At 36.5% G+C, this 22,009-nt stretch carries 25 protein-coding genes; 19 read left to right on the top strand and 6 right to left on the bottom strand.

All coding sequences use genetic code 11. From position 1 onward, the window contains the following. From KFD70_RS13045 to corA, 6 genes are all read left to right on the top strand, one after another. Positions 1 to 846, top strand: an 846-nt coding sequence (locus KFD70_RS13045; protein WP_431613204.1) for an IS200/IS605 family accessory protein TnpB-related protein, incomplete at its 5' end; no start/stop codon positions are given. Between the two features lie 753 nt (positions 847 to 1,599). Continuing rightward, positions 1,600 to 2,340: a FixH family protein gene (locus tag KFD70_RS13050; RefSeq protein WP_336452209.1), complete on the top strand. Its 741-nt coding sequence runs from the start codon at positions 1,600 to 1,602 to the stop codon at positions 2,338 to 2,340. A 364-nt stretch (positions 2,341 to 2,704) separates the two neighbouring features. Further along, positions 2,705 to 3,889: a phosphopentomutase gene (gene deoB / locus KFD70_RS13055; protein ID WP_336452208.1), complete on the top strand. Its 1,185-nt coding sequence runs from the start codon at positions 2,705 to 2,707 to the stop codon at positions 3,887 to 3,889. A 13-nt stretch (positions 3,890 to 3,902) separates the two neighbouring features. Next, a complete protein-coding gene (locus KFD70_RS13060) occupies positions 3,903 to 4,724 on the top strand; it encodes a purine-nucleoside phosphorylase (protein WP_017151004.1) in 822 nt (273 codons plus the stop codon). A 7-nt stretch (positions 4,725 to 4,731) separates the two neighbouring features. Next, positions 4,732 to 6,036, top strand: coding sequence for a pyrimidine-nucleoside phosphorylase (locus KFD70_RS13065; protein WP_336452207.1), 1,305 nt, complete (start codon positions 4,732 to 4,734; stop codon positions 6,034 to 6,036). Positions 6,037 to 6,096: 60 nt separating this feature from the next. Then, on the top strand, positions 6,097 to 7,059 hold the full coding sequence (gene corA, locus KFD70_RS13070) for a magnesium/cobalt transporter CorA (RefSeq protein WP_336452223.1): 963 nt from the start codon (positions 6,097 to 6,099) through the stop codon (positions 7,057 to 7,059). A 34-nt stretch (positions 7,060 to 7,093) separates the two neighbouring features. Here corA and KFD70_RS13075 read toward each other — a convergent pair whose 3' ends face one another. Both KFD70_RS13075 and KFD70_RS13080 read right to left on the bottom strand, forming a co-directional pair. Beyond that, a complete protein-coding gene (locus KFD70_RS13075; RefSeq protein WP_336452206.1) occupies positions 7,094 to 8,383 on the bottom strand; it encodes an NCS2 family permease in 1,290 nt (429 codons plus the stop codon). A gap of 136 nt (positions 8,384 to 8,519) precedes the next feature. After that, the gene (locus tag KFD70_RS13080; RefSeq protein WP_336452205.1) at positions 8,520 to 9,182 is read right to left on the bottom strand and encodes an SIMPL domain-containing protein; all 663 of its coding nucleotides are present in this window, start codon (positions 9,180 to 9,182) and stop codon (positions 8,520 to 8,522) included. 159 nt (positions 9,183 to 9,341) lie between these two features. Here KFD70_RS13080 and KFD70_RS13085 point away from each other — a divergent pair, with 159 nt between their 5' ends. Both KFD70_RS13085 and KFD70_RS13090 read left to right on the top strand, forming a co-directional pair. Beyond that, positions 9,342 to 9,761, top strand: a complete 420-nt coding sequence (locus KFD70_RS13085) for a MarR family winged helix-turn-helix transcriptional regulator (protein WP_001003304.1) — start codon at positions 9,342 to 9,344, stop codon at positions 9,759 to 9,761. A 108-nt stretch (positions 9,762 to 9,869) separates the two neighbouring features. After that, positions 9,870 to 10,415 (top strand): hypothetical protein, encoded by a 546-nt coding sequence (locus KFD70_RS13090; RefSeq protein ID WP_336452204.1) that lies wholly within the window; start codon positions 9,870 to 9,872, stop codon positions 10,413 to 10,415. 44 nt (positions 10,416 to 10,459) lie between these two features. On the opposite strand, the gene KFD70_RS13095 is transcribed toward KFD70_RS13090, so the two are convergent. Genes KFD70_RS13095 through KFD70_RS13110 form a run of 4 tightly spaced genes read right to left on the bottom strand, consistent with a single transcriptional unit; the run spans position 10,460 to position 13,895 of the window. After that, on the bottom strand, positions 10,460 to 11,527 hold the full coding sequence (locus tag KFD70_RS13095) for an ABC transporter permease (RefSeq protein ID WP_336452203.1): 1,068 nt from the start codon (positions 11,525 to 11,527) through the stop codon (positions 10,460 to 10,462). 23 nt (positions 11,528 to 11,550) lie between these two features. Continuing rightward, positions 11,551 to 12,639 carry an ABC-2 transporter permease gene (locus tag KFD70_RS13100; protein ID WP_336452202.1) on the bottom strand — a complete coding sequence of 363 codons (1,089 nt, stop codon included), beginning with the start codon at positions 12,637 to 12,639 and terminating at the stop codon, positions 11,551 to 11,553. Continuing rightward, entirely contained in the window at positions 12,629 to 13,510 is an 882-nt protein-coding gene (locus KFD70_RS13105; protein ID WP_336452201.1) for an ABC transporter ATP-binding protein, read from the bottom strand. Before KFD70_RS13105 ends, KFD70_RS13100 begins: the two co-directional genes overlap by 11 nt. Beyond that, a complete protein-coding gene (locus KFD70_RS13110) occupies positions 13,476 to 13,895 on the bottom strand; it encodes a GntR family transcriptional regulator (protein WP_336452200.1) in 420 nt (139 codons plus the stop codon). Before KFD70_RS13110 ends, KFD70_RS13105 begins: the two co-directional genes overlap by 35 nt. Before the next feature lie 164 nt (positions 13,896 to 14,059). On the opposite strand from KFD70_RS13110, the gene KFD70_RS13115 reads away from it, so the two are divergent. The 11 genes from KFD70_RS13115 (at position 14,060) to spoVAE (ending at position 22,008) form a co-directional block, all read left to right on the top strand. After that, positions 14,060 to 15,253, top strand: coding sequence for a D-alanyl-D-alanine carboxypeptidase family protein (locus KFD70_RS13115; protein ID WP_336452199.1), 1,194 nt, complete (start codon positions 14,060 to 14,062; stop codon positions 15,251 to 15,253). 173 nt (positions 15,254 to 15,426) lie between these two features. Then, the gene (gene spoIIAA, locus KFD70_RS13120) at positions 15,427 to 15,777 is read left to right on the top strand and encodes an anti-sigma F factor antagonist (RefSeq protein ID WP_241818028.1); all 351 of its coding nucleotides are present in this window, start codon (positions 15,427 to 15,429) and stop codon (positions 15,775 to 15,777) included. Then, positions 15,778 to 16,218 (top strand): anti-sigma F factor, encoded by a 441-nt coding sequence (spoIIAB, locus tag KFD70_RS13125; RefSeq protein ID WP_098336151.1) that lies wholly within the window; start codon positions 15,778 to 15,780, stop codon positions 16,216 to 16,218. 12 nt (positions 16,219 to 16,230) lie between these two features. Next, complete coding sequence (sigF, locus tag KFD70_RS13130) at positions 16,231 to 16,989, top strand: RNA polymerase sporulation sigma factor SigF (protein WP_336452198.1); 759 nt, start codon at positions 16,231 to 16,233, stop codon at positions 16,987 to 16,989. A gap of 205 nt (positions 16,990 to 17,194) precedes the next feature. Further along, positions 17,195 to 18,721, top strand: coding sequence for a sodium-dependent transporter (locus KFD70_RS13135; RefSeq protein ID WP_336452197.1), 1,527 nt, complete (start codon positions 17,195 to 17,197; stop codon positions 18,719 to 18,721). Continuing rightward, entirely contained in the window at positions 18,721 to 18,822 is a 102-nt protein-coding gene (locus tag KFD70_RS13140) for a methionine/alanine import family NSS transporter small subunit (protein ID WP_082188779.1), read from the top strand. Before KFD70_RS13135 ends, KFD70_RS13140 begins: the two co-directional genes overlap by 1 nt. A 304-nt stretch (positions 18,823 to 19,126) precedes the next feature. After that, positions 19,127 to 19,747: a stage V sporulation protein AA gene (locus KFD70_RS13145; protein WP_336452196.1), complete on the top strand. Its 621-nt coding sequence runs from the start codon at positions 19,127 to 19,129 to the stop codon at positions 19,745 to 19,747. Beyond that, on the top strand, positions 19,740 to 20,156 hold the full coding sequence (locus KFD70_RS13150) for a stage V sporulation protein AB (RefSeq protein ID WP_336452222.1): 417 nt from the start codon (positions 19,740 to 19,742) through the stop codon (positions 20,154 to 20,156). The genes KFD70_RS13145 and KFD70_RS13150 overlap by 8 nt, the downstream gene beginning before the upstream one ends. Positions 20,157 to 20,166: 10 nt before the next feature. Beyond that, on the top strand, positions 20,167 to 20,625 hold the full coding sequence (gene spoVAC, locus KFD70_RS13155) for a stage V sporulation protein AC (protein WP_336452195.1): 459 nt from the start codon (positions 20,167 to 20,169) through the stop codon (positions 20,623 to 20,625). Positions 20,626 to 20,637: 12 nt separating this feature from the next. Then, positions 20,638 to 21,654, top strand: a complete 1,017-nt coding sequence (spoVAD, locus tag KFD70_RS13160; protein WP_336452194.1) for a stage V sporulation protein AD — start codon at positions 20,638 to 20,640, stop codon at positions 21,652 to 21,654. Positions 21,655 to 21,657: 3 nt separating this feature from the next. Further along, on the top strand, positions 21,658 to 22,008 hold the full coding sequence (gene spoVAE, locus KFD70_RS13165; protein WP_336452193.1) for a stage V sporulation protein AE: 351 nt from the start codon (positions 21,658 to 21,660) through the stop codon (positions 22,006 to 22,008). The last annotated feature ends 1 nt before the right edge of the window (position 22,009 follow it).

Below are 22,009 nucleotides of genomic sequence, written 5' to 3' on the forward strand. Positions count from 1 at the left end.
GTTACGTTCCCGTATGGGCAAGAAATGATTGAAGAAGTAATCACAACCCAATTACAGTGTAAGAATAAGAAAAAGGATGGCAAACCGATTGCGTGGTCTGTGGAAGACCACGGGGAGTATTACATTGTAAAATGTTTAGTCGATGTGCCGAAAAACCCTCATACGAATTACAGTACATCAGATGGTGTGATCGGTGTAGATTGTAATCTTGAGCATGTTGCTTGGGCAAATGTAACGAAGGATGGGAATTATAAAGGAAGTGGCTCCCTTCATTTTTCTATTATGGGTAAATCTACAGGACAAATCACAAAAATCATCGAAGTGGAAGTGATTCGCTTAGTGGACTTAGCGGAGCGGTATAACAAACCAATTGTACTAGAGAAATTAGATACGACCCAATCGAAAACAGGAGATCGATACGGAAATAAACAAGCAAATCGAATGAAGAGTATGTTTGCGTATGAGAAGATGACAAGTGCGATCCGCAGTCGTGCAGATAAAAGAGGTGTGGCTGTCTTTCAAGTGAATCCCGCTTACACTTCAATCTCTGGAAAAATGAAATACATGCGGAAATTCGGTATCTCTATTCATCAATCCGCGGCCTTTACAATTGGTCGCCGGGGATTAGAATATAAAGAAAAAGTACCTCGGGTGCTTCAGCTTTATATTCCAAAGAAAGGCGTACACCACTGGAGTCATTGGCATCAATTAAACAATCAATTGGATATTCGCACGCATCATTTCTATCAGTTATACGATGTGAATCAGCCGCAAGAGGCATTACAAATCGAGCGATTAAACTTATTTGAAAGTGAAAAGAAAAAACTAGCAAAACGATTTGCATGATAAAGAAGAACACTTTGTCCCAGATTTTTACGCTTATTACCAGAGCAGATAATAAGTCTAGGAACTGGATGCATGACAAAGTGTTCTAGCCTCGATATAAGAAAAAGTAGTTGTACCTATTTTGTTTGCCTTCTGTCGGAAGATAGAATGGGTCGTCTTACATAACATACAGACACTACTGAACTCTATATCGTTGTATCCTCTTTGTTGAACGAGAGGAACTGTTTTTGTGAGGACAGAGACAGGAGAATCCCCACCTCAAGCTCTTGTAGAGGTAGGTGGGGGTAGTTCAATTTATTCCGCTATTTGTTGGGAGTAGGACTTCGCTCTCTCAAGATTCAGATAGAAGTTAGGAAGAATGCCTGTAAAAGGCTAATTGGGGAGAGATTTCCAACTGTTGCTTACTCTATATAGATCCATTTTTATTTTCCAACAGATAAGTCGCTATTATGAAAATAAAAGGAGATCTCCACTTGTCTTCTTCTTTTGTTTTAATTTGGTATGGGGCAGGAAGAGGGTCTGACCGCTTCAATGCATGGCTGGATGCTCTCTTCTATCTAAAAGGAATGTTTTTTATTTTGTATTTATAAAGCTAGCGCACAAATCTAGTAATAATAGAATGTGTATGAAAAATGAAAAAGTAAGTGTTTCACAAAAACTTCACAAACATTTCGTACATTGTTTTCAGCAGAAGGCTGGAATATGAACTGGTATATCCTCTATACTAAATAAAGTATAAAGGAGGAAATCATAATGAAAAAACTTATAATCACTTTATTTATTGCAATGCTAGCATTAGCTGGATGTAATACAAAGGAAGAAGATACAACAAAAAAAGAGAAACTTGAAGAAGTAAAAGTAGCTGTCCAAACAAATCCGAAAAAAATTAAACCAAATGAAAAAACAGAAGTGCAGGCTCTTGTTACACAAGGGAAAGAAAAAGTAACGGATGCTGATGATGTGAAATTTGAAATTTGGAAAGATGGCGAAGAAAAGCATGAAATGTTAAATGGGAAGCATAAAGGAAAAGGTGTTTATGCAGTAGAAAAAGCATTCCCATCAGATGGTGTATATCATGTTATTGCACATACAAATGCACGTGAAATGCATGTAATGCCAGAAGTGAAAATAGCTGTAGGAAATGCAAAAGTTGAGGACGCAAAGAAAGAAAATGGCGGTCATGAAGCAGGGCACGGCGATCATAAGAGCGATACGATGATTCACCTTATGGCTGGTGAAGTAAAAGTAAATACTGAATCAACAATGAAAGTACATTTAAAACAAAAAGAAGAAGCGTTAACTGGAGCTGAAGTGCAGCTTGAAATTTGGAAAGACGGCGCGGAAAAACATGAATATATTCCTGCTGAAGAAGGCAATAAAGGCGAATATGTAAGTAAACATACGTTTAAAGATGCAGGTGCATATAAAGTAAAAGTTCATGTGAAAAAAGGTGAGCTTCACGAACATAAGGAAGAAACAGTAGAAGTAAAGTAAGAAGCGGCTCTTTAGAGCTGCTTTTTTCTTTAGGTTAATGAAATAAATCATAATTTCATTAGCACTTCTGTGCAGAATGGATTACAATAGAAGGTGTGAAGAAAATAAGAATTTCTACGAAAATGTATTAAAAAGAAAGCGTAAACATGTTATGATATCAGTATGAGATGTCTGACATCTGACTTAGAAAAAACAGGAAAGTTTTTTGCTTCGTTTGAAAATAGAGCGAAGAGAGTTGGAGCATGACTTGAAGAAGTGTTTTAGTAAGTGGGAAACGAGAGAATTCTCACTGATAGCAGTTTCACTTTACAACGTTTTGAACATACTACAAGAAGTAGAACCGAACATATAGGAGGTTGCAGTTATGAATAAATATAAACGTATTTTCCTAGTCGTAATGGACTCAGTAGGAATCGGAGAAGCACCGGATGCTGAAAAATTTGGTGATGTAGGTTCTGATACAATCGGTCATATTGCTGAACATATGAATGGATTACAAATGCCAAATATGGTGAAATTAGGTCTTGGTAATATCCGTGAAATGAAAGGGATTTCTAAAGTAGAGAAACCACTTGGTTACTATACAAAAATGCAAGAGAAGTCTACTGGTAAAGATACAATGACAGGTCACTGGGAAATTATGGGTCTTTACATTGATAAGCCATTCCAAGTGTTCCCAGAAGGATTCCCAAAAGAATTATTAGATGAGTTAGAAGAAAAGACAGGCCGTAAAATTATCGGGAATAAACCAGCGTCAGGAACTGAAATCCTTGATGAGCTTGGTAAAGAGCAAATGGAAACAGGATCTCTAATCGTGTACACATCAGCTGATAGCGTATTACAAATCGCGGCTCATGAAGAAGTTGTACCACTTGAAGAGTTATACAATATTTGTAAAATTGCCCGTGAGTTAACACTGGACGAAAAATATATGGTGGGCCGCGTTATTGCTCGTCCATTCGTTGGAGAACCAGGAAACTTCACACGTACACCAAACCGTCATGACTATGCATTAAAACCATTTGGCCGAACAGTAATGAATGAATTAAAAGATAGCAACTATGATGTAATTGCAATTGGTAAAATTTCTGATATTTACGATGGAGAAGGGGTAACAGAATCTCTTCGTACAAAGTCTAATATGGATGGAATGGATAAGCTTGTAGATACATTGAACATGGACTTTACAGGTCTTAGCTTCTTGAATTTAGTTGATTTTGATGCGATGTTCGGTCATCGCCGTGATCCTCAAGGATATGGAGAGGCATTGCAAGAATATGATGCACGTCTTCCAGAAGTATTTGAAAAACTAAAAGAAGATGATTTATTAATCATTACAGCAGATCATGGTAATGATCCAATTCACCATGGTACTGACCATACACGTGAATATGTACCATTATTAGTATATAGCCCAAGCATGAAAGAAGGCGGACAAGAATTAGCACTTCGTCAAACATTTGCTGATATTGGTGCAACTGTAGCAGAAAACTTCGGTGTGAAAATGCCAGAATACGGAACAAGTTTCTTAAACGACTTAAAGAAATAAGGGGGACAATATAATGAATCGTGAACTTATTACAAAATCAGCTTCATACTTAAAAGAGAAATTCCAAGAAACACCACAAGTAGGACTTATCCTTGGATCTGGACTAGGTGTTTTAGCCGATGAAATCGAAAATGCAGTGACAGTACCATATAGTGAAATTCCTGAATTTCCTGTATCAACTGTAGAAGGACATGCTGGTCAACTTGTATTTGGTACACTTCAAGGTGTAACAGTAGTTGCGATGCAAGGACGCTTCCATTTCTACGAAGGGTATGACATGCAAAAAGTAACATTCCCAGTTCGTGTTATGAAAGAACTAGGTGTAGAAACAGTTGTTGTAACAAACGCGGCTGGTGGTGTTAACACATCATTTGAACCAGGAGATCTGATGTTAATCTCAGACCACATTAACTTCATGGGTACGAACCCATTAATCGGGCCAAATGATTCTGAAATGGGCGTACGTTTCCCTGATATGTCTACATCGTATACAAAAGAGCTTCGCGAAATGGCGAAACAAGTTGCAGCAGATTTAAACATTAAAGTACAAGAAGGTGTATACGTTGGAATGACAGGTCCCGTATACGAAACACCTGCTGAAATTCGTATGCTTCGTACACTTGGTGGAGATGCAGTTGGAATGTCAACTGTACCGGAAGTAATCGTAGCACGCCACGCTGGTATGAAAGTACTTGGTATTTCTTGTATTTCAAATATGGCAGCTGGTATTTTAGATCAACCACTTCATCATGATGAAGTAATTGAAACGACAGAGCGTGTTAAAACTAATTTCTTAGCATTAGTAAAAGCAATCGTAAAACAAATGAAGGGGTGAGTTCACAATGAGAATGGTGGACCTAATTGCAAAAAAACGTGATGGACATGCATTAACGACAGAAGAAGTGAACTTTATTGTAGAAGGCTATACAAATGGCGATATTCCAGATTATCAAATGAGCTCACTTGCAATGGCGATTTTCTTCCAAGATATGAATGAACAAGAGCGTGCTGATTTAACGATGGCAATGGTGAATAGCGGCGATACAATTGACTTATCAGCGATTGAAGGGGTAAAAGTAGATAAGCATTCAACAGGTGGTGTTGGCGATACAACTACGCTTGTGTTAGGTCCGTTAGTAGCGGCTTTAGATGTACCAGTTGCCAAAATGTCTGGTCGTGGTTTAGGACATACAGGTGGTACGATTGACAAATTAGAAGCAGTTCCAGGGTTTCATGTAGAAATTGAAAATGCTGAATTTATTCGTCTCGTAAACGAAAATAAAATCGCTGTTATCGGTCAAAGTGGAAACTTAACACCTGCTGATAAAAAGTTATATGCACTTCGCGATGTAACAGCGACGGTAAACTCTATTCCGCTTATTGCAAGCTCTATTATGAGTAAAAAAATTGCTGCTGGTGCAGATGCAATTGTGCTTGATGTCAAAACAGGTGCGGGTGCATTTATGAAAACAGATGAAGATGCCAAACGTTTAGCAGAAGCAATGGTACGCATTGGTAATAACGTTGGACGTAAAACAATGGCAGTTATCTCAGATATGAGTCAACCGCTTGGCGAAGCAATTGGCAACGCATTAGAAGTAAAAGAAGCAATTGATACACTGCAAGGTAAAGGACCGAAAGATTTAGAAGAGTTATGTTTAACACTTGGAAGTCAAATGGTATACCTTGCTGGAAAAGCTTCTTCTTTAGAAGATGCTCGTGAAAAACTTATTGAAGTAATGAACAATGGAAAAGCATTAGAAGCATTTAAAACGTTTTTAGCAGCGCAAGGCGGAGATGCTTCAGTTGTTGATGATCCTTCTAAGCTTCCACAAGCACAATATAAAATGGAAGTAGAAGCAAAAGAAGACGGATACGTATCTGAAATTGTTGCTGATGAAATTGGAACAGCAGCTATGCTTTTAGGGGCAGGACGTGCAACGAAAGAATCTGAAATTGATTTAGCAGTTGGACTTATGCTTCGCAAAAAAGTGGGCGATAGCGTGAAAAAAGGTGATTCACTTGTTACAATTTACGCAAATCGCGAAAATGTAGAAGATGTAAAAGCAAAAATTTATGAGAACATGAAAATTGAGAAAGACTATGTTGATGCACCGAAACTCGTGCATGGCATTGTAACGAAATAATCTAAAAAGCTAAGGGGCCTTCTCCTTGGCTTTTTTGGTTGTTTTTTGTTAATAATAATAATGGGTGAAATTATGATTAGAATTTGCGCAGTAACGAAAGAAGATGAAGTATTATACGATGTTTCATTAGAAGACACAAAGAGAGAAGATATTGTATGGTATTGGCTTGATTTATATAAGCCGACAAAAGAAGAGTATACATATATTTTACGAGACCATTTTAAGTTCCATCCCTTGGCGATTGAAGATTGTGTAGAGTATGTACAGAGGCCAAAAGTGGATTTCTATGATGGATATAATTTTTTAGTTCTCCATGCATTTGGAGAAGATGGATTAGAGCCACACGAAATTGACTTATTTGTTAGTGAAGGTTATATCGTCTCTTTCCATTTCTCACATAATAATGCGATTGAAAGAGTGTGGAAAAGGCTTGGTGAGAAGAAACGGATTAAGAAGAGTCCTTTGCATGTAGCACATACAATTATTGACCAAATTGTTGATGACTATTTTGCGCCTGTTTACTATATTGAAGATCATTTAAATGCAATTGATGATAATTTAACAGGAGATACAGCAGGAAGTGTACTAGAAGAAGTATTTGATATTCGTGCGGACCTATCTAAGCTTAGACGTACGATTATACCAATGCGTGATCTCTTGTATCGCATTTTAAATTCAACTCGATTTTATGGTGTAAGCGATCATGAAATATATTTTAAAGATATTCACGATCATTTGCTAAAGCTTTCAGAAATGATTGAAGCAAGCCGAGAGTTAACAGCGGATATTCGAGATAGTTACTTTTCGTTAAATTCGCATCATATGAACAACATAATGAAAACATTAACCGTATTCTCGACTATTTTTATGCCATTAACATTTATTGTTGGTGTATATGGGATGAATTTCGATAATATGCCAGAATTAAAATGGGAGTATGGTTATTTTATATGTTTAGCACTTATGGCCTTTATAGGTGGAGGTATGATGGTTTGGTTTTATAAAAAAGGATGGTTTAAGTAAAAAGCGCTAGGGAGTTTCTCCCTAGCGTTTTTTCTTAGCCGATAGCATGTAAGACAAACATGGCTAAGAATAGGCATGTAATAATATACATGGACGGTGCGATTTCTTTATGCTTTCCAAGAGCAACCTTTAAAATAGGATAAGCAATAAATCCGAACGCAATACCATCAGCGATGCTATATGTGAGTGGAATCATAACGATGATTAAAAACGCTGGAAATCCTTCTGAAAAGTCATTAAGAGGGATTTGTAGAATGTTTGTAATCATTAGACCACCAATAATAATTAAAATCGGTGCAATGGCACTATCAGGAATTAATTTGACAAACGGAAGAGCAAACAGTGATGCGAAGAATAACATCCCTGTAACGATAGACGTCAGACCTGTTTTTCCTCCCGCGGCAATACCTGCAGCACTTTCTACTGTTGAAACGGTAGGACTTGTGCCAAATAGACCACATGTCATTGCTGAAATTGCATTTGCTTGATAAGCACGTGGGAATTTACGATCGTCTTCTAATAATCCGTGCAATAGCCCCATGTTCTCAAAAATAAGTACCATACTTAAGGAGAATGTTGCAATCCAAAACGGTAAGGAAGAAAGTTTTCCAAATGACATAGCTCCAAATACATCTCCGTAGTTAGCGAATGAAAATGAGCTATTTCCTACTTGGCTTGTATCAACAAGACCAAATAGCCACGCAATACCAGTTCCAATTGCAATCGTCCATAAAAAGTTTCCACGTACGTTACGAATAAATAAGACAAGTGCAACAATTAGAGTAAGTAGTGTTGCAAGAACAACAGGGCTACTTAATTTTCCTAATGCAACAGCAGTGTTCGGATGCGAAACGACTAAACCACCTTTTTGCAATCCAATGAAAGCTAGGAATAAACCGATGCCGACGGTTATTGCTTCTTTTAACGATTTTGGAATCGATAGTGAAAGCGTGCGAGCAATCGGTGTAAACGCGGCAATTGCAAAAATAATACCGGCGATAAAGACAGCTGCTAATGCCTCTTGCCAACTTAATCCAAGCGTATGCACAGCTGTGTAAGTGAAAAATGCATTTACACCCATACCTGGTACAAGAATAGCAGGTGCATTTGCCCAAAATGCCATCATTAGACATCCAACAAATGAACTAAAAACAGTTGCCAAAATTCCAGCTTCAAGTGGAATACCGGCATCTGATAAAATAGACGCGTTGACAATCATAATATAAACGATTGTGAAAAATGACGTCACTCCAGCTAATATTTCTTGTTTTGTTGATGTGTGGTGTAGGTCTAATTTAAATGTTCTTTCAAGAATTCCTTTCATGTTAAACCTTCTTTTTCATATCCCTCTCCCACCCGTGATATCCCTTTTGTAAAGAGCTCACCGTTCTTTATTATATCAGAACATAATCTTTTTACAATAAATAAAATGAGAACGGTTACTTAAAGATTAATTGGTGTTACAAATAAGTGAAGATCGCACGAACGGTAGAGATAATTTCTAGTTCCCCAGATTGAATTGGAGGAGCAGCTTGTGCCTGTAAAGTAGTATGAGTCGTAAATTCACGCGGCAATTGTGCCGATTCTTCAACGAGTGACAGAGGGACAGGATTAATATTTAAATTATATGAATTCGCAATGATGCGAGCTTTTTCTTGAGCATGCTGAACTGCTTGTAAGAGTGCTTGTTGATAATACGCGTTTGGATGGGAAATGCGAAAGCGTAATCCTCTTGCGACATTTGCTCCATTTGTAACGGCTATATCATATACTTCCCCAGCTTTCTGTACATTTAAAACGGTAATTTCATACAAATGCTCTACTCGGTAACCTTGTAATAATGCTTTTTCATTTACGTATTCATATTGAGGTGTAATTGTGTAGGAGATGGTTTCTATATCTTTATCAGCGATACCAATTTGTTTAAGTGCAGCAAGTAATTGATTAGATTGAATTGCATTTTCCTCTTGTGCTTGTTTGACATTTTTATTATCTGTTCGAATACCGATTGTTAATATAACAACATTTGGTTTTGCTTTTATAACGCCTTCTCCTTGTACAGTAATCGTTGCTTGTTTTCCATTACGGACATCGGGTGAATAAGGATTCATGCCAACTTGCATTTTTGCTCACCATCCTTTTTATATGTATATGAGTAAAAGGGAGAGAAAATTGTATGTAAAAAGTTACATAATTGAGAATCAAAAGGAAAGAAAACATATACAACGTAGGTATTTATAGATTATAATATGTATAAATATGATGAAAAAGGGTCGAGGCTAGTGAACGAAAAAAGAGAAGCGCTGATTTTAGATTTATCTACATCATTTCGAAAGATGATACGTTTATTACAAAATGATATTAATACACGTTTTTCAGAGCATATGCCATATAATGAGTTTTCAGTATTGCGTGCATTGTTCTTGAAAAGCCCGCAAATGGCTTCGCAAATAGCTAGTGAGGTAAATGTAACATCCAGCCATATTACAGCAGTAACAGATCGCCTTGTACGAAAAGGTTTTGTAACGAGAAAACGTTCTGATTCAGATCGTCGTATCGTGTATTTAGAAATTACAGAGCATGGAAAAGAAGTTACACAAAAACTTGAAGCTGTACGTAAAGAATACTATAAAGAGAAATTTAAAGAGTGGAGCGATCAAGAGGTTGAGATGGTATTAGAACTATTTGGTCGTGTACTATAATTACGATAAATGAGGATAGGAAGCAAAATGCTTTCCTATCTTTTTCTTTTGAATAAAAATATTTTGAAATTCCAATACTTTAAGTAAAAAGTATTCGGAGGAAAAATAATGAAATATATTGTTTCACTTGCAATTATTATTGGAAGTTTTATATGCTCGAGCACGTTAAGTTATGCAAAAACACCAGTCCAAGTTGTACAAAAAGAACTACATTATATTACGAGTGATCAGCCTATTTTATATTCAAAGCTATGGATTCGTTCTATGCAGAATGCTATTCTTTTTCAACATAGTAATAATATTCGTGAGCAGGATACAATGCGTAATGTCAAAAATTCTTCTCTCGTAAAAGTGAAACAGCTTTCCCTTGAAAAGGCTTCACATTACATCCCACGGTTATCTCAATATGTCTCTAAGTTTGAAAATAAAAATGTTCAAGTTTATTACGTTGCTGTTCGTTATGAAGTGAAAAAAGAAACTCCATATCAATTGAATGGAATGAATTATTTTCTTCAAGTATTTGTACAAGAACAAGGCGATTGGAGGATTGCTGAAAGTATTGTAGCTCCTACAGATCAAATGATAGAGAATGGTGATGGATTTGGGATGAAGGAAGAGAAGGAATATGGGAAAAGAAGAGAGAATGTGAAATAATCTTTTATATAGTAATAAGGCATTGCTCGGAAGCAATGCCTTGTTTATTTTGCATATAAAGAAAGTTTATGCTTTAAAAGGCGCTGCAAGATAACATATGTCAGTACGCCCGATCCTATAAAGTAAATATAGTAAAGAGGTAAAGAATTACTACCATCAATAAAAACTGTACCACCAAGAAGCCCAAAACAAAGAGAAGTACAAATTAAGAAATACTTATGAAGTTTTGGATATAGCAGTATTTTTCCGTTATGTTCATTTGGAGCACGTATATATAAATAAGCCCCTAGTGGAAGACAAATAAGTATATACATAGCAGGGCTTAACAATGTCCAAGCGGACGGAATATGATGGTAGGTAGGCCCTGTTTGTACATTGCCGAATTCATCTTTATAAGATTCACTTTGTGAGTCATAGTTGTAGTTAATACGAAAATGAGTAAGAGGAGATGCAATACTTACATTTTCTGTATAAAGGGCGTATTTATTATAATTATAATTGTATTCCTTCTGTGGTAAATCCACATGTAATGCAAGGAAAGGGAAAATAAGTCGAAAGATATATAAAGGTAAAATGATAATAATATAACTTAAAGTCCCTTGTGAGATTACGTTCCCTGTAATGGTTCCAATAAAGAGTGTGAATGTGTAAACTGCAATAAGCGTAATGATTGTATACGTAAAGTATATATGAAATGGTTCAAAAGATTGATACTGAGCATGTATCGTGTTCTGGTAGATGATATACATAAGAAGCCAACTAAGGCTAAGCGCACCTACGATATGAACGATGCCTAGTAACCATTTTGATAAAAATAAGTGTGACCGTTTAAATGGCATAGACCAAAGAAAATCGATTGTTTGATTATTGCGTTCCCATCCTATTAAGAGGATCGCTAATCCCATTAATAGAAGGGCTGGAAATAGTATAGCGTCAGCTCCCTGTATATGATACGTATAATAAGTATCTGTCGTTTTCCGTAAATGTTCAGCCGTGTGCTGTGCATTCATATAATATTTATATGGTAAGGTGTATAAAGTACTTAGCCAAAAGAGCCAAATCACATATTTTCCTTGTTTATAGTTCCGTATCCATAAGGCTTTATGAAACATGTATCCACCACCTCAATTTGTATTTATTTCCCTCCAAAAGCAAACTTCAATTTTAATAGACGTGTAAAAATGAAATAACTCATGATAGCGAATAGGAAAAATCCAACATAATAAGACAGCAGGGCATCTCGTCCCCCTAATATTCTACCGCCAAGTAATCCGAAGCATAGAACAGTACAAAGCATGAACCACTTTTGCAAGCTAGGAAACAATAGTATTTTTCCGTTTTGTTCGTTCGGTGTACGTGTGTATAGAAAAATTGATAATGGTAAAAAGATAATGATGTAAGCAAATGGTGTTAATAGTGTCCAAGGAGAAGGCACAGAAGTATGCTCCATTGGATTGTCCTGTGGTACACTAGAAAGTTTATTTCCATAGTCATCAAATGTTTCTATCGGATGGTAATCATAAGTAATAGAAAAAGATTCTAATGGTGAAATAATCCCTACATGTTGTAAGTACTCATGAGTCTGCACCTCTATTTCTCCCATCGCCTCTAAAGACCATTGTGTATGGGTATAAATGAATCCAGAGATTAATAATATGGAACCGTATGGTAAAAATAATAAAATTGCTGTTAAGCTACTTTGGGAGAAAATATTTCCAGTAATAGTTCCGATAAATAAAGTGAATGTATAAATAGCAATGAGTACAACCGTAGCATATACAAAGTAACTATGGAACGGAGTAAAGATTTGATACTCATTGTGAAACGATATGTGTTTGATTCCGTACATGCTAATCCAGCAAATGATCTGTACTGCAATAATGTTGAAAACGCCAAACAACCACTTTGTTAAAAAAATATCTTTTCGCTTAAAAGGCATCGAGAATAGAAAATCAGTAGATTGATTGTTACGTTCCCATCCAATTAAAAGACAAGCGAGTGCAATAAGAGCAGCTCCTTGAAAGAGGACAGCACCATCAGATGTTTGAAAATAGTAGGAGTAGTAGTACGTATAGTCATCAAACTTCATTTTTGAATGATTTAGCGCCATTTGTGCTGCTTGATAATATTTATAAGGGAGTTGATACAAACTAATTAACCAAAACAATAGAATGATATATTTTCCTTGTTTCCATTGCCTCATCCATAAAGCTTTATGAAACATGTGAATCCTCCTCAAACGTTGTGACAAAAATATCTTCGAGTGACATTGGTAATTCTTCTAATAAAAGGGGCTGTTCTTTATGAAACTTTTCTAATGTAACTGCTACGTTTCCTTCAATTAAGATGGTATATACTTTTCCAGTTTGATTTAATATTTTTATATTTGCTAAGTTTTCTAGTTTTTGTGGTAGTGAACGCTCGTAAGCAACTTGTATTTTTGCATAGCGAGATTTCGTATCTTCTAATGCTGTAATCGATGCGATTGTATGATCTTTTAAAATAATAACTGTGTCAGCAATTTTTTCTACTTCATCTAAATGGTGAGTAGAAATGAGAATGGTAATTTCTCTTTCCGCTACTTCTTCAATTAAAAATTGTAAAATTTGTCTTTTTACAATTGGGTCAAGCCCATTGGTTGGCTCATCTAAAATGATGTATTCTACACCTGTACAAAAGGCTAAAATCATAGCAAGAAGTGCCTTCATCCCGCGTGAGTAACTACGAATGCGCTTTTCAGGCAATTTGAAGCGTTCTAGCAGCTGATAGAAATGTTCTTCATTAAAATTGTGATAAACAGCCTTATAAAACTTTACAATTTCCTTTACTGTATATCCGTTTAATATATTAGTAGAATCCGGCACATAGGCTACCTTTTGTTTTATTTCTGGATGCTCATGAACATCCACATCATCATATGTAACAGTGCCTTCATCTGGATTTAAAATACCAACAAGTGTCCGAAGTAAAGTGGTCTTCCCCGCACCGTTTCTTCCGAGTAATCCAACAATACTTCTTTTTTGTAATGTGAAAGAAATATTGTCTAAAATGACTTGGTTATCAATTGTTTTTCTGAGACTCGTCACTTTTAGCATTCGTATTTCCTCCTAGTTCTTTATAGTATGAATCTATCCAATTATGAATTTTTTCTTTCGTAATCCCAAGGTAGGAAGCTTCTAGTAGTAATTGATGGAATTGTTTTTCAACCATAGCAATTTTCCTTTCATCTAGTGTCGGTGTAATCGATTGAGAGACAAATGTACCTTTTCCTCGCAGCGTTTCGATAATACCTTGCCGTTCTAATTCTTGGTACGCTTTGCTTACTGTATTCGGATTAATGACAAGAAGTGAAGCCAGTTCACGTACAGATGGTAGTTTATCATTTGGTGCTAGCATTTTTTTCAGTACGAGTTCTTTTATATTTTGAACAATTTGTTCCCAAATCGGAGTGTTGCTTCTTGGATCGAGTTGAATGTGCAAGAGCAATGTCTCCTTCCTGATGAGTATTAGTGTATTACTAGTTGTAATACACTTAATACAATATATGCGATAGAATTGTTTGTCAATACGAATTCATAGAAAAATATGGTATAAAAATGCTCTAGTTGGAAAAAATAGGTTTGATATAGAATGGAGGGTTAGTCATGAGGCGAGTTTTTGGAATACTTGTTTGTTTCATGTTGTTATTTTCTGGTGTTTCAGTTGGCTTTGCAGAATCTGAGAAAACACAGTCTAAGAAAACAGAAGTAGAAACAGGGCCGAAGTTAGCGGAGCAAGCATCATCAGCAATTGTGATTGAGCAAGATACAGGTAAAGTTTTATTTGAGAAAAATCCAAATGAAAAACTACCACCTGCTAGTATGACGAAGATTATGACGATGCTACTGATTATGGAACAAGTTGAAAAGGGAAAACTAAAACTAGAAGATAAAGTCAGAGCAAGTGAACATGCAGCATCAATGGGTGGTTCGCAAATCTTTCTTGAGCCAGGTGAAGAAATGACAGTGAATGAAATGCTAAAAGGAATTGCGATTGCATCGGGAAATGATGCATCTGTTGCGGTTGCTGAGCATATCGCTGGTTCAGAAGAAGGCTTTGTAAACATGATGAATAAAAAAGCAAAGGATTTAGGACTGAAAAATACACATTTCCAAAATCCAACGGGGCTTCCGGCGAAAGATCATTATTCAACAGCATATGATATGTCAATTATGGCGAAAGAATTGATGAAGTATCCACTCATTCGAAAATATACAGGAAAGTATGAAGATTATTTACGTGAAAATACAGAGAAAAAATTTTGGCTTGTAAATACGAATAAATTAGTACGTTTTTATCCAGGTGTAGATGGAGTGAAGACAGGTTTTACGACAGAGGCAAAATATTGTTTAACTGCATCAGCTGAAAAAAATGGCATGCGTGTTATTTCTGTTGTCATGGGAGCGCCAACATCAAAAGAACGTAACAACCAGGTAACAAAGCTCCTTGATTATGCATTTGGACAATACACAACGAAAAAATTGTATAAGCGCGGTGAGAAAATTCAAACTGTAAAAGTAGGAAAAGGTAAGAAAGAAAATGTAGATTTAGTGGCATCAGATAATGTATCTCTTCTTATGAAAAAAGGCGAGAATATGGACAAGGTAAAACAGGAAGTTATCGCTGAAAAGAAAGTAAAAGCACCAATTAAAAAAGGTGATGCACTCGGTACACTTGTTATAAAAAAAGATAAAGATGTTTTATTAAAGCAAACGATTGTAGCGAAAGAAGATGTTGCTGCAGCAAGCTGGTGGGAACTGTTTAAAAGAAGTTTGGGAGCGTTCTCAACATCGGAATAACGACAAAGATATTGCTCCTTTTCTATCCGCAGGCATGAAAAAGGTAGAATAATTGCTGAAAGGTTCACATTATGGCGAAATAGTACTTCTTTTGTCAGTAGGAAGGATTCTTATTTTATGTTCACGAAAATCTTATGTAAATGAATCAAGTTTAAGCATAAGGAGGAAATCGTGTGAGTCTTTCCATGCATTTAGAAATAAAGCGTGATGTCTTATGTGTTCGGTTAGCGGGTGAATTAGATCATCATACTGCTGAAGAGTTGCGAGCAAAGGTAACGGATATGATTGAGACGCATCGCGCTCATCATATTGTACTAAGTTTAGAGAAGTTAACATTTATGGACAGTTCTGGTCTTGGTGTTATATTAGGCAGATATAAGCATGTTAAAGGTTTAGGAGGGGAGATGGTCGTTTGTGCAATCTCACCTCCTGTAAAACGTTTATTTGAAATGTCAGGTCTGTTTAAAATCATTCGCTTAGAAGAAAGTGAAGCGCATGCGCTCGCGACATTGGGGGTGGCATAAATGAGAAATGAAATGAACCTTCAATTTTCAGCATTAAGTCAAAATGAATCGTTCGCTCGCGTTACAGTTGCTGCTTTTATCGCACAATTAGATCCAACAATGGAGGAATTGACAGAGATAAAAACGGTTGTGTCTGAAGCAGTCACAAATGCAATTATTCACGGATATGAAGGGAATGCAGAAGGTCTTGTTTACATTTCAGTGATTTTGGAAGAAGCAATGGTGAAACTCACGATTCGAGATGAAGGGGTTGGCATTTTTAACTTAGACGAGGCAAGGCAACCTCTTTTTACAACTAAACCTGAATTAGAGCGTTCCGGAATGGGATTTACTATCATGGAAAATTTTATGGATGAAGTAGAAGTAATTTCAAATGAATCTTTCGGGACAACAATCCATTTGACAAAATACTTATCAAATAGTAACGCTCTATGCAATTAAGGAGAATTGCCTATGGACATAGAGGTCAGAAATGAGAAAAAGAAACCTCAGTTAAAGGACCACGAGTTAAAAGCGTTAATTCAAAAAAGTCAAGATGGAGATCAAGGGGCGAGGGATACGATAGTCCAAAGCAATATGCGTCTTGTATGGTCAGTTGTACAAAGATTCCTCAATCGAGGATATGAACCAGATGATTTATTTCAAATTGGCTGTATTGGACTCTTGAAATCAGTAGACAAATTTGATTTGTCTTTCGAGGTGAAATTTTCAACCTATGCAGTTCCAATGATTATTGGAGAAATACAGCGGTTCTTGCGGGATGATGGATCCGTAAAAGTAAGTCGTTCTTTAAAGGAAACTGGAAATAAAATTCGAAAAATGAAGGATGAGCTTTCTAAAGAATACGGCAGGGCTCCAACGATTAATGAGGTTGCTGAAGCGCTTGAACTAACGGCAGAGGAAGTTGTTCTTGCGCAAGAAGCGAGCCGTGCTCCATCATCTATACATGAAACCGTGTATGAAAATGATGGAGATCCTATTACAATTTTGGATCAAATTGCAGATCAAACAGAAACGAAATGGTTTGATAAGATTGCTTTAAAAGAAGCAATTCGAGAATTGGATGAGAGAGAACGTTTAATTGTGTACTTGCGGTATTATAAAGATCAAACGCAATCGGAAGTTGCGGAACGAATTGGTATCTCTCAAGTTCAAGTTTCGAGACTTGAAAAGAAAATTTTAAAACAGATGAAAGATCGAATAGATGAATGACCATCTATTCGATTTTTTATTTCAACGAGAAGGGAGTAATATTTCAAATGAACTTTTGAAAAAAGCTACATCTTATGTTATTAATGTTATCTTTTCCAAAATCCAAAAATTTCACTCATCCAGAAAAATTTACAGAATTTATTGATAATTTAGTAAATTTTAAATATAATCCAATTATAAACTTGTCATAAAGGGGGAAGGAAACATGGAAACAAGGCAGCAATGGGGAACGAGGGCTGGATTTATTTTTGCAGCAATCGGTTCTGCTGTTGGATTAGGGAACATATGGCGTTTTCCGTATACTGCGTATGAAAACGGAGGGGGCGCATTCTTTTTACCGTACTTATTTGCATTATTAACGACTGGTATTTCATTATTAGCTTTTGAATTTGCTCTTGGGCACCGTCACCGCGGTTCAGCACCACTTACATTCTTTCGTATAAATCCACGTGCTGAATTTATTGGTTGGTGGCAAATGGCTGTTACATTTATCGTTTCCACGTATTATGCTGTTATTATTGCATGGTCGATTTCTTATACGTATTTTTCGATTACTGGAGCGTGGGGGAAAGATACAGAAGCTTTTCTATTTAAAGAGTATTTACAAGTTGTTGATAAGCCAGGACAATTTGGAGGCCTTGTACCAGAAGTGTTAATTCCACTTGCGCTTGTTTGGATTATTGTACTTGGTGTGGCATTTAAAGGGGTTAAGAAAGGAATTGAAGTTGTAAACCGTATTTTTATTCCTTTACTTGTTGTGATGTTTCTAATTATTGTTGTTCGCGCTGTTACGATGGAAGGGGCAATGCAAGGGCTTGATGCCTTTTTTAAACCGGATTGGAGTCGTATTTTAGATGGAAAAGTATGGCTTGCTGCATACGGGCAAATTTTCTTTAGTTTATCGTTAGCATTCGGAATTATGATTACTTACTCTAGTTATTTACCAAAGAACTCTGATACAACAAATAACGCTTTTATTACTGGTTTTGCGAACTCAGGCTTTGAATTATTAGCTGGAATCGGTGTGTTTGCAGCACTCGGTTTTATGGCAAATAACATGGGAGTACCAGTTGATAAAGTAGCGAGCGCTGGCGTTGGACTCGCGTTTGTCGTATTCCCGCAAATTATTAACGAATTACCGATGTCACCATTATTTGGAGTATTATTCTTTCTGTCCTTAACGGTAGCTGGAATTACATCACTTATCTCATTAGCAGAAGTATGTTTTGCAGCTGTATCTGAAAAATTTAGTCTAAGTCGTCAAAAGACCATTGGAATTATGGGTACTCTTCTTGTGCTAGTTTCACTTGTATTTGCGACACGTGGCGGGCTTATGTTCCTAGATGTTGTAGATTACTTTGCAAATAACTTTGGACTTATTGTAATTGCATTGGTAGAGGTAGTTACGGTTGGACTTATCCTTCGCCGTTTACCAGTATATCAAAATCATGCGAATTTCACATCGGATATTAAGCTAGGGATGTTCTGGAGAGTTAGTTTACTTGTTATTACACCACTGATGTTAGGGTACATGCTGATTGATGGTACAATCCAAAACATTCAAAAGAATTACGGAGATTATCCAACACAATTTGTCGTAACGTATGGTTGGGCTTTGGCAGCAGCATTTCTTATCATTGCATTAATTATTAGCGTGAAAAAATGGAATTCGCAAATACATTCAGATTCTGCCCAGCTTGAAAAAGAATGGAAAGATCGAGGTGTTTCATAATGAGTGGATCAGCAATTATGATGATGATCATTGGAATTGTAGTCATTTGGGGAGGATTAGCTTTAAGTATTATGAATTTATTTAGAAAAAAGAAGGCATAAAAAAACATCTGCGCCAAAAAAGTGCGGATGTTTTTTCTTTAAGGGTGTGGGGAAACAGGAGTCAGCAGGCTCCTGTTTTTATCGTTATTTGTGGCAATGTCGATATATTTGAAATTGGAACGATAAAATTTTATTCACCATTTTCTTCCATAAGACCCTATTACTAAAATTCCTGTTTTCTTTATTCACTGTGATCGTTGATAAAAATTCACCGTACAAAGTTTATTTTATAAAAATGTTGTATTAGAAAATTTTCCAAAAACCATACTACAACTACGAGGAAAAGTGAAGAGGTGAGCTTTAAGTGGAACAAACAATCTATCTCAAAATGCGAAATCGTCTGCAAGTATCGCCTTCATATGAGGTGAAGATTGAAGATGTTGCACAAGTAGTTGGAGAGTCTGATGTAGTAGAAAAAATAAAAAAACAGCTCGTCTATAAAATCACAAAACGTGATAAAACACATGTTGTAATTGATGCGATGAAAATTATTCAAGTCATTGGGCAAACTACGCAGCATACACAAATTAATTTATTTGGTCCTGGACAAACACTTGTTGAAATCGTCTATGAAAAAAAGAAAGTAAACCCCGTTTTCTTTGGATTGGTTTGGATATTACTTTTTGTCGGGGCGGCTCTGGCAATTATTTATTTTCATGAGGACGTAAGTATGCAACAAGTACATGGACGTCTATATTACATGATTACAGGAGAAATTAACTATAAACCACTCTTATTTCAAATTCCTTATTCTTTAGGACTTGGATTAGGGATGGTCCTATTTTTTAATCATGTGTTTCAAAAACGAATTAATGAAGAGCCGAGTCCGTTAGAAGTGGAAATGTTCCAGTATCAACAATCACTCGATCAATATGTCATGATTAATGAAAATAAAGAGAGTGCAAAACAAATTGCAGATGATTGAATATGGTTTGGTGATCGTAATGGGGCTTGCTGGTGGTATCGCAGTTGGAGGGGGATATGTTGCATTTTTAGCTGTGCTCGGTGTTATTCCACGATTAGCTCAGTTAACAAGGAGTGGCCATCGTATTCAAATTTTTGAATGGGCTGTAATTGGTGGTTCTTTGGTCGGGGCATGGTGCAGTTTAAGAGATATAACCTTTCAAGTATCTCAGTATTGGCTTATTATACTTGGCTTATTTTGTGGAACATTCATTGGTATGCTTGCTGCAGCTTTGACAGAAGTATTAAATGTTTTACCTATATTAGCTAAACGGGTAGGAGTAGATGGGAAAATTGTTATTTTACTTGTTGCACTTGTACTTGGAAAGGTAATGGGTTCTTTATTTCATTGGATTTATTTTGCACGGTAGGAGGCATCAGATGACACAAGATAAATTAAAAGATGATTACATAAATAAAGTAAAAGATTATCATCCAAAGCCAAATTATGTGATGAATTGTGTAAAAGCATTCGTCGTGGGGGGACTGATTTGTACGGTAGGTGAATGCTTGATGAAATTTTTTATGCATTATTTTCATTTCAGTGAGCAAGATGCAGGAAACCCTACAATAGCAACGCTTGTATTATTATCAGCCATGTTAACTGGACTTGGTGTGTATGATAAAATCGGTCAATTTGGAGGAGCTGGTTCAGCAGTTCCTGTTACTGGATTTGCAAATTCAATGGCAAGTGCAGCAATAGAGCATCGTAGTGAGGGAATTGTACTTGGAGTTGCTACAAATATGTTTAAGCTTGCTGGAAGTGTAATTGTATTTGGAGTTGTTGGAGCATATATTGTTGGACTCATTCGATATACGTTTAAACTTTGGATGTCTTAAAGGAGACTAGATATGAGATTGACAGGGAAGCAAACATGGGTATTTCAAAATCATATATTTGTGAATGCAACAGGTACTGCTGTCGGTCCAAAAGAAGCGGAAGGTCCTCTTGGAAAGTGTTTTGATATTTCATACGATGACTTACACTGCGAGGAAGAAAATTGGGAGCTCGCTGAAAGAAGGTTGATGAATGATTCAATTCAGCAAGTTATGCGAAAGGGGGATATAAGACCTTCGCAAATTGATTTTTTTTTAGCAGGTGACTTATTAAACCAAACCGTTACAGCGAATTATGTGGCACGAGAGCTTGGAATTCCTTTTTTAGGTATGTTCAGTGCTTGTGCAACATCAATGGAGACACTAGCAATCGGATCGGCTTTTATTGATGGCGGTTTTGCTAACCGTGTGATAGCTACGGTTAGTAGTCATAATGCAACTGCAGAACGGCAATTTCGTTATCCGACAGAATATGGAGGGCAAAGGCCTGGTACAGCTACATCAACTGTTACAGGGGCGGGAGCAGCTTTAATTAGTAAAGAACCGAGCAATATTAAAATAACAGCTGCCACCATTGGTAAGGTACAAGATTTAGGAATTACAAATCCTTTTGATATGGGATCGGCAATGGCACCTGCAGCTGCTCATACGATTCAACAGCATTTTGAAGATTTAGGGAGAAGTGCAGCTGATTATGATCTTATTGTTACAGGCGATTTATCAGGTGTTGGAGCGCCAATTACGAAGCAGCTTTTACTTGAGGAAGGATATGATTTAGGGCATGTATATAATGATTGCGGACTAATGATTTATCACAAGGATCAAGAAGAAGTTTTTGCAGGTGGAAGTGGTTGTGCTTGTTCGGCAGTTGTAACATACGGTCATTTACTAGAAGAAATGAAAAAGGGAAACTTACAGCGTATTTTTGTAGTTGCAACAGGAGCATTGTTAAGCCCGATTATGATACAACAAAAAGAAACGATTCCGACAATCGCACATGGCATTGTATTTGAAAGGGTAAAAGGAGTGTGAAGTGTGGATTTTGTATACGCGTTTATTGTTGGAGGAGCTATTTGTGTAATAGGACAACTTTTATTAGATTTTGCTAAATTAACTCCTGCACATTTGATGGCAACTTTTGTAGTGATTGGAGCGATTTTAGATAGTTTTGGACTATATGATAAACTCATAAAATTTGCAGGTGCAGGTGCAACTGTTCCTATAACGAGCTTTGGACATTCCCTTTTACATGGGGCATTAGAGGCGGCTGAAAAACATGGCTATTTAGGAATAGGAATTGGGATGTTTAGTTTAACTTCCTCGGGTATTTCAGCAGCGATATTATTTGCGTTCTTTGTGGCACTTATATGTAAACCGAAAGGATAAA

This window comes from Bacillus pfraonensis, from assembly GCF_050768835.1.
Classification (GTDB): domain Bacteria; phylum Bacillota; class Bacilli; order Bacillales; family Bacillaceae_G; genus Bacillus_A; species Bacillus_A pfraonensis.

Excerpts from the sequence above, each read along its gene's own strand:
- KFD70_RS13050 (WP_336452209.1), top strand. The coding sequence starts at position 1,600 with ATGAAAAAACTTATAATCACTTTATTTATTGCAATGCTAGCATTAGCT.
- deoB (WP_336452208.1), top strand. The coding sequence starts at position 2,705 with ATGAATAAATATAAACGTATTTTCCTAGTCGTAATGGACTCAGTAGGA.
- KFD70_RS13060 (WP_017151004.1), top strand. The coding sequence starts at position 3,903 with ATGAATCGTGAACTTATTACAAAATCAGCTTCATACTTAAAAGAGAAA.
- KFD70_RS13065 (WP_336452207.1), top strand. The coding sequence starts at position 4,732 with ATGAGAATGGTGGACCTAATTGCAAAAAAACGTGATGGACATGCATTA.
- corA (WP_336452223.1), top strand. The coding sequence starts at position 6,097 with ATGGGTGAAATTATGATTAGAATTTGCGCAGTAACGAAAGAAGATGAA.
- KFD70_RS13075 (WP_336452206.1), bottom strand. The coding sequence starts at position 8,383 with ATGAAAGGAATTCTTGAAAGAACATTTAAATTAGACCTACACCACACA.
- KFD70_RS13080 (WP_336452205.1), bottom strand. The coding sequence starts at position 9,182 with ATGCAAGTTGGCATGAATCCTTATTCACCCGATGTCCGTAATGGAAAA.
- KFD70_RS13090 (WP_336452204.1), top strand. The coding sequence starts at position 9,870 with ATGAAATATATTGTTTCACTTGCAATTATTATTGGAAGTTTTATATGC.
- KFD70_RS13095 (WP_336452203.1), bottom strand. The coding sequence starts at position 11,527 with ATGTTTCATAAAGCCTTATGGATACGGAACTATAAACAAGGAAAATAT.
- KFD70_RS13100 (WP_336452202.1), bottom strand. The coding sequence starts at position 12,639 with ATGTTTCATAAAGCTTTATGGATGAGGCAATGGAAACAAGGAAAATAT.
- KFD70_RS13105 (WP_336452201.1), bottom strand. The coding sequence starts at position 13,510 with ATGCTAAAAGTGACGAGTCTCAGAAAAACAATTGATAACCAAGTCATT.
- KFD70_RS13115 (WP_336452199.1), top strand. The coding sequence starts at position 14,060 with ATGAGGCGAGTTTTTGGAATACTTGTTTGTTTCATGTTGTTATTTTCT.
- spoIIAB (WP_098336151.1), top strand. The coding sequence starts at position 15,778 with ATGAGAAATGAAATGAACCTTCAATTTTCAGCATTAAGTCAAAATGAA.
- sigF (WP_336452198.1), top strand. The coding sequence starts at position 16,231 with ATGGACATAGAGGTCAGAAATGAGAAAAAGAAACCTCAGTTAAAGGAC.
- KFD70_RS13135 (WP_336452197.1), top strand. The coding sequence starts at position 17,195 with ATGGAAACAAGGCAGCAATGGGGAACGAGGGCTGGATTTATTTTTGCA.
- KFD70_RS13140 (WP_082188779.1), top strand. The coding sequence starts at position 18,721 with ATGAGTGGATCAGCAATTATGATGATGATCATTGGAATTGTAGTCATT.
- KFD70_RS13150 (WP_336452222.1), top strand. The coding sequence starts at position 19,740 with ATGATTGAATATGGTTTGGTGATCGTAATGGGGCTTGCTGGTGGTATC.
- spoVAC (WP_336452195.1), top strand. The coding sequence starts at position 20,167 with ATGACACAAGATAAATTAAAAGATGATTACATAAATAAAGTAAAAGAT.
- spoVAD (WP_336452194.1), top strand. The coding sequence starts at position 20,638 with ATGAGATTGACAGGGAAGCAAACATGGGTATTTCAAAATCATATATTT.